Here is a 7,799-nt window from a genome sequence, read left to right as displayed (position 1 = left end):
GTCGCCGAACGGATGCGCGAGGCGGGGATCAATCTCGGCGGCGAGCAGTCGGGCCATGTGATCCTGTCCGACTTCGCCACCACCGGCGACGGCCTGGTGGCTGCCCTCCAGGTGCTGGCAGTGATCGTCGAGACCGGGCAGCCGGCCTCCGCGGTGTGCCGGCAGTTCGATCCGCTGCCGCAGCGTCTGCGCAATGTGCGCCACAACGGCGTGTCGCCGCTCGATCATCCGGCGGTCCGTCGTGCTGTGGCCGAGGCGGAAGCTGCGTTGGCGGGGCGCGGGCGGCTGCTGATTCGCCGTTCCGGTACCGAACCGCTCGTGCGGGTCATGGCCGAGGCCGAGGACGAGGCGCTGATGGAGCGTGTGCTCGATGCGCTGGTGGCCGTGATCGAGGGCGTGATCGGCCACGAGGAGGCGGCATGAAGGGCCGTGTGCTGATCGTCGCCGGCTCGGATTCCGGCGGCGGCGCGGGCATCCAGGCGGACATCAAGGCGGTCACCGCGCTCGACGCCTTCGCGATGACCGCGATCACGGCGCTGACCGCGCAGAACACCGAAGGCGTCTCGGGCGTCTTCCCGGTGCCGCCCGCGTTCATCCGCGAGCAGATGGGCGTGGTGATCGCCGATCTCGGCGCCGATGCGGTCAAGACCGGCATGCTGCACGACGCCGCGGTGATCGAGGCGGTGACCGAGGAGATCGCCGTGCGCCTTCCCGGCGTGCCGGTCGTCGCCGATCCGGTGATGGTGGCGAAAGGCGGGCACCGGCTGCTCGAGGAGAGCGCGGTCGATGCGTTGACGCGCCTTCTGCTGCCGCTTGCCGCTGTGATCACCCCGAACGTGCCCGAGGCCGAGGCGCTGTCGGGCACCGCGATCCTCGACCTCGACGGGATGCGGCGCGCCGCTGAGGCCCTGCTCGCGCTCGGCGCGCGCGCAGTGCTGGTCAAGGGCGGGCACCTGCCGGGCGAGCGGGTCACCGACCTGCTGGCCACCCTGAACGGAACAGACGTGTTCGAGAGCGCGCGCGTCGAGACACGGCATACCCACGGCACCGGCTGCACGCTTGCATCGGCGATCGCGGCGGGGCTCGCGCAGGGGATGACGCTGCGCGAGGCCGTGATCCGCGCACGGCACTACGTGCTGATGGCGATGGCCTCCGCCCCCGGCTACGGCCATGGCCACGGGCCGCTGAATCACGCCGTCACCGTCGATCCGGCGCGGCTCGCGGCGCTGGCGCGGGGCTGATGGCGCGCCTGCCGCTCTACATCGTCGACGCCTTCGCCGACCGGAGCTTCGCCGGCAACCCGGCCGCCGTGGTGCCGTTGCCGGAATGGCTGCCGGACGGAACGCTTCAGGCGATGGCGGCCGAGCACAACCTGTCCGAGACCGCGTTCGTGGTGCGCGAAGCCGCAGGCTGGCGGCTTCGCTGGTTCACGCCGACGATCGAGGTCGCGCTCTGCGGCCATGCCACGCTCGCGACCGCCTTCGTGCTGGCGACGGAGCGCGGCGAGGCACCGCCCTTTGCGTTCGCAACGAAAACCGGCACGCTCCGCGTCGCTCGCGAGGGCGAGCTATTCGTGCTGGACTTTCCCGCCGATCCGCCGCACCGCGTGACCCACCCGCCCGAGGGACTGGCGGCCGCGCTCGGCACCGCCCCGCGCGAGGTGTGGAAGGCGCGGGACTGGATCTGCCTGTTCGACGACCCGGCGGCCATCGTGTCCCTCGCGCCCGACCACGCGCGCATCGCCGCGCTGCCCGATACCGAGTCGGCGCCCGACGGCTCCTGTGTGATCGCCACTGCGCGCGGTCCGGCCCGCGCCATCGCAACCGCCGCTGGCCAGGACGTGGCGGACGTCGTCTCGCGCTACTTTGCCGCCAAGGTCGGCATCGCTGAGGACCCCGTGACGGGGGCCGCGCATACGCAGCTCGTGCCCTTCTGGGCGACGCGGCTCGGGCGCACCCGGCTCATCTGCCGCCAGTCGTCGAAGCGCGGCGGTGTGCTCTTCTGCGACCTTTCAGGCGACCGCGTGCTGATGGGCGGGGCGGCGCGGCTCTACGCGCGCGGCGAAATCGTCCTGTCGGGCTGACGACCCGCGACGCGCTTGCGGCGGACCGGGCGCGGGTCTATACGCCGGCCCGGGCCACGTCCCCCCACCGGGACGCTTCGCTTCTGGAAGGGAGCAACCGCCATGGCGCATGACGCCACCCGTCCGTCCATCCGTCCGCACAATCCGCGTTTCTCCTCCGGCCCCTGCGCCAAGCGGCCGGGCTGGTCGCTCGCCGCGCTCGATGGCGCCGCACTCGGGCGCAGCCACCGCGCCAAGGTGCCGAAGGCCAAGCTCGCCGAGGTGATCGCGCGGTCGCGCGCGATCCTCGGAATGCCGCCCGAGTGGCGCCTCGGCATCGTGCCCGGCTCCGACACCGGCGCGGTCGAGATGGCGATGTGGACCCTGCTCGGGCCGCACCCGGTCGATGTGCTGGCCTTCGAGAGCTTCGGCGAGGGCTGGGCCACGGACGTGGCGAAGCAGCTCAGGATCGAGCATCGCGTGCTCGCCGCACCCTACGGCCGTCTGCCCGACCTTGCGGCGGTGGACTGGTCGCGCGACGTGGTATTCACCTGGAACGGCACGACGTCGGGCGTGCGCGTGCCCGACGGAGACTGGATCGCGCCCGACCGGCAGGGGCTCGCGATCTGCGACGCCACCTCGGCCGCCTTCGCGATGGACCTTCCCTACGACCGGCTCGATGTCGTCACCTGGTCCTGGCAGAAGGTGCTGGGCGGCGAGGCGGCGCACGGGATGCTGGCGCTGTCCCCGCGCGCGGTCGAGCGGCTGCTCTCCCACAAGCCTGCCTGGCCGCTGCCGAAGCTGTTCCGCCTCGTCTCGGGCGGGAAACTGATCGAGGGCATCTTCAAGGGCGAGACGATCAACACGCCCTCGATGCTCTGCGTCGAGGATGCGCTGGACGGGTTGCGCTGGGCCGAGGCGATCGGCGGGTTGCCGGGGCTGATCGCGCGCGCTGAGGCGAACCTCGCCGCGGTGGCCGGCTGGGTCGAGACGACGCCGAACTACGCCTTCCTCGCCGAGGATCCGGCGACGCGCTCCTGCACCTCGATCTGCCTCTCGATCACCGCGCCGTGGTTCACGCGCTTGTCCACGGCGCAGCAGGCCGAGGCCGCGAAGGCGATCGCATCCCTGCTGGAGACAGAGGGCGTCGCGCTGGACGCGGGCGGCTATCGCGACGCCCCGCCGGGGCTGAGGCTCTGGGGCGGGGCGACCGTCGAGACCGCCGACATCGCGGCCGTGCTGCCCTGGCTCGACTGGGCCGCCGAGACCGTTGCCGCCCAATTCACCACCGTTCCCGTCGCGGAGTAATTTCCCCATGCCGAAAGTCCTGATCAGCGACAAGCTGTCGCCTGCCGCGGTCGCCATCTTCCAGGCGCGCGGCATCGAGACGGATGTGAGGACCGGCCTCTCGCCGGCGGAACTGCGCGCGATCATCGGCGACTATGACGGGCTCGCGATCCGCTCCGCCACCAAGGTGACGGCGGAGCTGCTCGCGGTCGCGCCCAGGCTGAAGGTGGTCGGCCGCGCCGGCATCGGCGTGGACAACGTGGACGTGAAGTCGGCCACCGCGCGCGGCGTCGTCGTGATGAACACGCCGCACGGCAACGCTATCACCACCGCCGAGCACGCGATCGCCCTGATGTTCGCGCTCGCCCGGCAGATCCCCGAGGCGTCGATCTCCACCAAGGCCGGCAAGTGGGAGAAGAACCGCTTCATGGGCGTCGAGCTCCATGCCAAGACGCTCGGGCTGATCGGCTGCGGCAATATCGGCTCGATCGTCGCCGACCGCGCGCTCGGCCTGAAGATGAAGGTGATCGCCTACGATCCGTTCCTGTCCGAGGCGCGCGCGGTGGCACTCGGCGTCGAGAAGGTCGAGCTGAACGACCTGTTCGCGCGCGCCGACGTTGTCACCCTGCACACGCCGCTGACCGAGGGCACGCGCAACATCATCGACGCGCGCGCGATCGCGAGGATGAAGCTGGGCGTGCGCATCATCAACTGCGCGCGCGGCGGACTGATCGTGGAGCAGGACCTGCACGACGCGCTGGTCTCGGGGCATGTGGCAGGGGCAGCACTCGACGTGTTCGAGATCGAACCCGCAACGGACAGCCCGTTGTTCGGCCTCGAGAACGTCGTCTGTACGCCGCATCTCGGCGCGAGCACGGCCGAGGCGCAGGAGAACGTGGCGCTGCAGATCGCCGAGCAGATGAGCGACTTCCTGCTCACCGGCGCGGTGCAGAACGCGATCAACATGCCCTCGGTGTCGGCCGAGGACGCGCCCCGGCTCAAGCCCTACATGGAGCTCTGCCGGCTGCTCGGCGCCTTCGCCGGCCAGCTCTCGGTCGTGCGCGACGGCGGCTTCCGCGCCGTCACGATCGAGTACGAGGGGGCGGCCGCGCAGCTCAACCACACGCCGCTGACGGCGGCCGCGCTTGCCGGGCTGCTCGGTCCGCTGATGGAGGGGATCAACATGGTGAACGCGCCGCATGCGGCGCGCGAGAAGGGGATCGAGATCACCGAGGCGGTGCACGACCGGCCGAGCGAGTACCAGACGCTGGTGCGCATCGCCGTGACCACCGAGCGCGACACGCGCGCGGTCGCCGGCACGCTGATCGCGGGCGCGCGGCCGCGCATCGTCGAGATCAAGGACATCCCGGTCGAGGCCGATTTCTCGCGCCACATGCTCTACGTGACCAACGAGGACAAGCCGGGCTTCATCGGCCGCTTCGGCATGACGCTGGCGGAGGCGGGGGTGAACATCGCGACCTTCCATCTCGGCCGGAACGCTCCCGGCGGCGATGCGATCTGCCTGGTCAGCGTGGACGGGCCGGTGCCGGCCGCGGTGCTGGAGTCGGTGCGCGGATTGCCGCTGGTGAAGCAGGCCACACCGCTGTCGTTCTGAGCGCTGTTCAGCCGGCGCCGAGCCAGCGCCGCCGCCACGCCTCGTGCATCAGCACGGCCCACAGACGGTACTGTTCATTCGCGGCGCCGGACAGATGGCGATCCCAGAGCGGGCGGATGAGCGCCGGATCGATGCCACCCTCGGCCAACCGTGCCGGCGCCAGCAGCTCCTCGGCCCAGTCGCGCAGCGGGCCGCGGAGCCAGGCGGCGACGGGTGGCGCGAAGCCGCGCTTGGGCCGCTCGATCAGCTGCCGCGGCACGCGGCGATACAGCACGCGGCGCAGCATGCGCTTGCCCCGATCCTCGGCGCCGTTCAGTGCGGGCGGCAGGGACCAGGCGAACGCCACCACGCGGTGGTCGAGCAGCGGCACGCGCACCTCGAGCGAGACCGCCATCGATGCGCGATCCACCTTGGTCAGGATGTCGTCTGGCAGATAGGCGAGGGTATCGAACAGCCGCATATGGTCGAGCGGCGCGAGATCCGGTGGCAGGGCAGGGGGCGGTGCTTCCTCCTCCGGTGGATCCAGCACGGGCACTGCGGTCCAGAGCCCGATCATCTCGCGGTAGAGGCCAGGGAAGGTGCCGTCGGCCAGCACGGCGCCGAGCCGGTTGATCCGGCGCCCGACGGCCGCGCCGCCGAGCCCGCGCGGCAAGGCCCGGCCGATGGCGTCGCCGGCGCCCACCGGCAGCGTCCGCAGCAGCGTCCCGGCGGCGCGGCGCAGGGGCGCGGGTACGCGCTGCAAACGGCGCCAGAACGCCTGTCCCTGGACGAAGCGCGTGTAACCCGAGAACAACTCGTCGCCGCCGTCGCCCGACAGCGCAACGGTCACCTGCCCGCGGGTGAGCCGGCACACCACGGCCGTCGGCACCGAGGAGACGTCGGCGAAGGGCTCGTCGTAGATCTCGGCGAGCGTCGGCACCACCTTCAGCGCCTCCGCCTCGCCGACCGTCATCACCGTGTGGTCGGTGCCCAGGTGGCGGGCGACCGCCGCCGCGTGCGGCGCCTCGTCGTGCTCGGCGCTGTCGAAGCCGATGGTGAAGGTGCGCGGTACGCCGCCGTTGCGCATGAGCGAGACCACCGTCGAGGAGTCGACGCCGCCTGAGAGGAACGCACCGAGCGGCACGTCCGAGACCAGCTGGCGCTTCACCGAATCGGCCAGCAGCTCGTCCAGCCGGTCCGCGGCCTCGTCCTCGGTGACGTCGAGCGGGTGCTCGATCCCGGCCAGCGCCGCCTCGCGCGCGTCCCAGTAGCGGGTGACGCGAGGCGCCTCGTCGGCCCGCACGGAGAGGATCGCGCCCGGCTCCAGCTTGGCGACGCCGCGATAGATCGCGTGCCGCCCCGGGACATAGCCCCAGCGCAGATAGGCCGCACGCACGGCCGGGTCGAGTTCGGGTGCCCATCCAGGAACCGCCCGCAACGCCTTGAGTTCGCTGCCGAACACGAACAGTCCCGGGAAAGCGCCGTAGTAGACCGGCTTGATCCCCACCCGGTCGCGCACCAGCCAGAGCCGGCGCTCGCCCGCGTCCCACACCGCGAACGCGGCCATCGCGTTCAGCCGCCGCGCGGTCTCCTCCACCCCCCAGCGCGCGCAGCCTTCGAGGATGGTCTCGGTGTCGGACCGGCCGCGCCAGTTCAGCGGCGGCAGCGCCGCGCGCATCTCGGCGTCGTTGTAGCTCTCGCCGTTGTAGACGATCGCGTAGCGGCCGCAGGATGAAACCATCGGCTGATCGCCGGCTGGCGAGAGATCGACGATCGCAAGCCGGGTATGGGCGAAGGCGAGCCCGCCGGCCGGGTCGGTCCAGATCCCGTGCGAGTCCGGGCCGCGATGGGCCAGCGCCGCGGCCATCGCGCGCGCGTGTCCGGCGAGGGCATCCGGCGGGAGCCCGGGGGCGAGAAGGCCGGCGATGCCGCACATGCGAAGGCTTCTACGCCAAACCGGACCAGGTGTCGCGGGGGCAGGGCGCGCGCCTTGCGGTCGCGGCGCTGCACGGGCGACACTCCCGCCCTGCCGTGCCCCTGCCGAGGTGCCGACGTCGATGACGCTCTTCTTCAACGCCACCGCCCTGCCGGGTGTGCTGGTTGTCTCCGGCGCCGATGGCACGGGGGCCGGCCCGGAGCCGCTGTTCACCGCCGAGGCCGGGATGCGGGCGGGCCTGTCGGACCGGCTCGCCCGCGCCGAGCTCTGGCAGCTTCCTGCGCGCGGCAGCCTGCGCGGGCTCCATCTCGATTCCGGGCAGGTGCTGCTGCGCTGCGTGCAGGGCCGGGCCTGGGCGGTCGCGGTCGATCTCCGTGCCGAGAGTCCGGCCTTCCGCCATTCGGTCGGGATCGAGCTCGCGGCCGCAGGCGGGCATGGGCTGGTGGTGCCGGTCGGCTGTGCGCACGGGTTCGTCACCCTCGCCGAGTGCTGCTCGGTGCTGCGGCTTGCCGCCGCTGACGGGCCGCGCCGCGGGCTCCGCTGGGACGACCCGGTGCTGGCGGTGCCCTGGCCGGTCGCGCCGACAGAGCTGTCGCCCGCCGAGCTGGGATTCCCGGGCTTCGTCCCGCCGCGCTGACCCCGCCGCCGGCGTCACCGCATGCCGGGGCGCTCAGCGAGCAGGCGATTCGCTTCGCTGCGGATCGACCCGGCGGGAAGGATCAGCGCCTCCTCGACGGTCCGGGCGGAAGGAAGCTGACGTGGCGCGAAGGCTGAGCCCGAGGCGGGGCGGCGGCGGATCGCGACGATCATCCCGACCAGCGCGCCGCGCTCGTCCAGCACCGGGCCGCCGGAGAAGCCGGGCGCGACGCCGGCGAGGCGCGCGATGAGGCCCTGCCCGACGCCCGCGATCCGCAGCGTGT

The 7,799-nt window shown here is 72.3% G+C and carries 6 protein-coding genes and 2 pseudogenes; 6 read left to right on the top strand and 2 right to left on the bottom strand.

What is annotated here, in order from left to right:
- From ACTIFU_RS19870 to serA, 5 genes and pseudogenes are all read left to right on the top strand, one after another.
- A pseudogene (locus tag ACTIFU_RS19870) lies at nt 1-423 on the top strand (phosphoglucosamine mutase); the annotation flags it as partial.
- Nucleotides 420-1,241: a bifunctional hydroxymethylpyrimidine kinase/phosphomethylpyrimidine kinase gene (gene thiD, locus ACTIFU_RS19865; RefSeq protein WP_439580056.1), complete on the top strand. Its 822-nt coding sequence runs from the start codon at nt 420-422 to the stop codon at nt 1,239-1,241. The pseudogene ACTIFU_RS19870 and the gene thiD, both read left to right, overlap by 4 nt.
- Nucleotides 1,241-2,083, top strand: coding sequence for a PhzF family phenazine biosynthesis protein (locus ACTIFU_RS19860; RefSeq protein ID WP_439580055.1), 843 nt, complete (start codon nt 1,241-1,243; stop codon nt 2,081-2,083). Before thiD ends, ACTIFU_RS19860 begins: the two co-directional genes overlap by 1 nt.
- 102 nt (nt 2,084-2,185) lie before the next feature.
- Nucleotides 2,186-3,370, top strand: a complete 1,185-nt coding sequence (locus tag ACTIFU_RS19855) for a phosphoserine transaminase (RefSeq protein WP_439580054.1) — start codon at nt 2,186-2,188, stop codon at nt 3,368-3,370.
- Nucleotides 3,371-3,377: 7 nt separating this feature from the next.
- Nucleotides 3,378-4,964 (top strand): phosphoglycerate dehydrogenase, encoded by a 1,587-nt coding sequence (serA, locus tag ACTIFU_RS19850; RefSeq protein WP_439580053.1) that lies wholly within the window; start codon nt 3,378-3,380, stop codon nt 4,962-4,964.
- Between the two features lie 7 nt (nt 4,965-4,971).
- Here serA and asnB read toward each other — a convergent pair whose 3' ends face one another.
- Nucleotides 4,972-6,879 carry an asparagine synthase (glutamine-hydrolyzing) gene (gene asnB / locus ACTIFU_RS19845; protein ID WP_439580052.1) on the bottom strand — a complete coding sequence of 636 codons (1,908 nt, stop codon included), beginning with the start codon at nt 6,877-6,879 and terminating at the stop codon, nt 4,972-4,974.
- Nucleotides 6,880-7,000: 121 nt separating this feature from the next.
- Here asnB and ACTIFU_RS19840 point away from each other — a divergent pair, with 121 nt between their 5' ends.
- The gene (locus ACTIFU_RS19840) at nt 7,001-7,516 is read left to right on the top strand and encodes a dTDP-4-dehydrorhamnose 3,5-epimerase family protein (protein ID WP_439580051.1); all 516 of its coding nucleotides are present in this window, start codon (nt 7,001-7,003) and stop codon (nt 7,514-7,516) included.
- 14 nt (nt 7,517-7,530) lie between these two features.
- Here ACTIFU_RS19840 and ACTIFU_RS19835 read toward each other — a convergent pair.
- A pseudogene (locus tag ACTIFU_RS19835) lies at nt 7,531-7,799 on the bottom strand (hypothetical protein); the annotation flags it as partial.

The organism is Elioraea sp. (genome assembly GCF_051860475.1).
GTDB lineage: Bacteria > Pseudomonadota > Alphaproteobacteria > Acetobacterales > Acetobacteraceae > Elioraea.
This window is presented reverse-complemented; position numbering and strand designations above follow the sequence as displayed.

Coding starts and splice junctions, on each gene's coding strand:
- ACTIFU_RS19840 (WP_439580051.1), top strand. CDS start 7,001: ATGACGCTCTTCTTCAACGCCACCGCCCTGCCGGGTGTGCTGGTTGTC.
- asnB (WP_439580052.1), bottom strand. CDS start 6,879: ATGTGCGGCATCGCCGGCCTTCTCGCCCCCGGGCTCCCGCCGGATGCC.
- ACTIFU_RS19860 (WP_439580055.1), top strand. CDS start 1,241: ATGGCGCGCCTGCCGCTCTACATCGTCGACGCCTTCGCCGACCGGAGC.
- thiD (WP_439580056.1), top strand. CDS start 420: ATGAAGGGCCGTGTGCTGATCGTCGCCGGCTCGGATTCCGGCGGCGGC.
- ACTIFU_RS19855 (WP_439580054.1), top strand. CDS start 2,186: ATGGCGCATGACGCCACCCGTCCGTCCATCCGTCCGCACAATCCGCGT.
- serA (WP_439580053.1), top strand. CDS start 3,378: ATGCCGAAAGTCCTGATCAGCGACAAGCTGTCGCCTGCCGCGGTCGCC.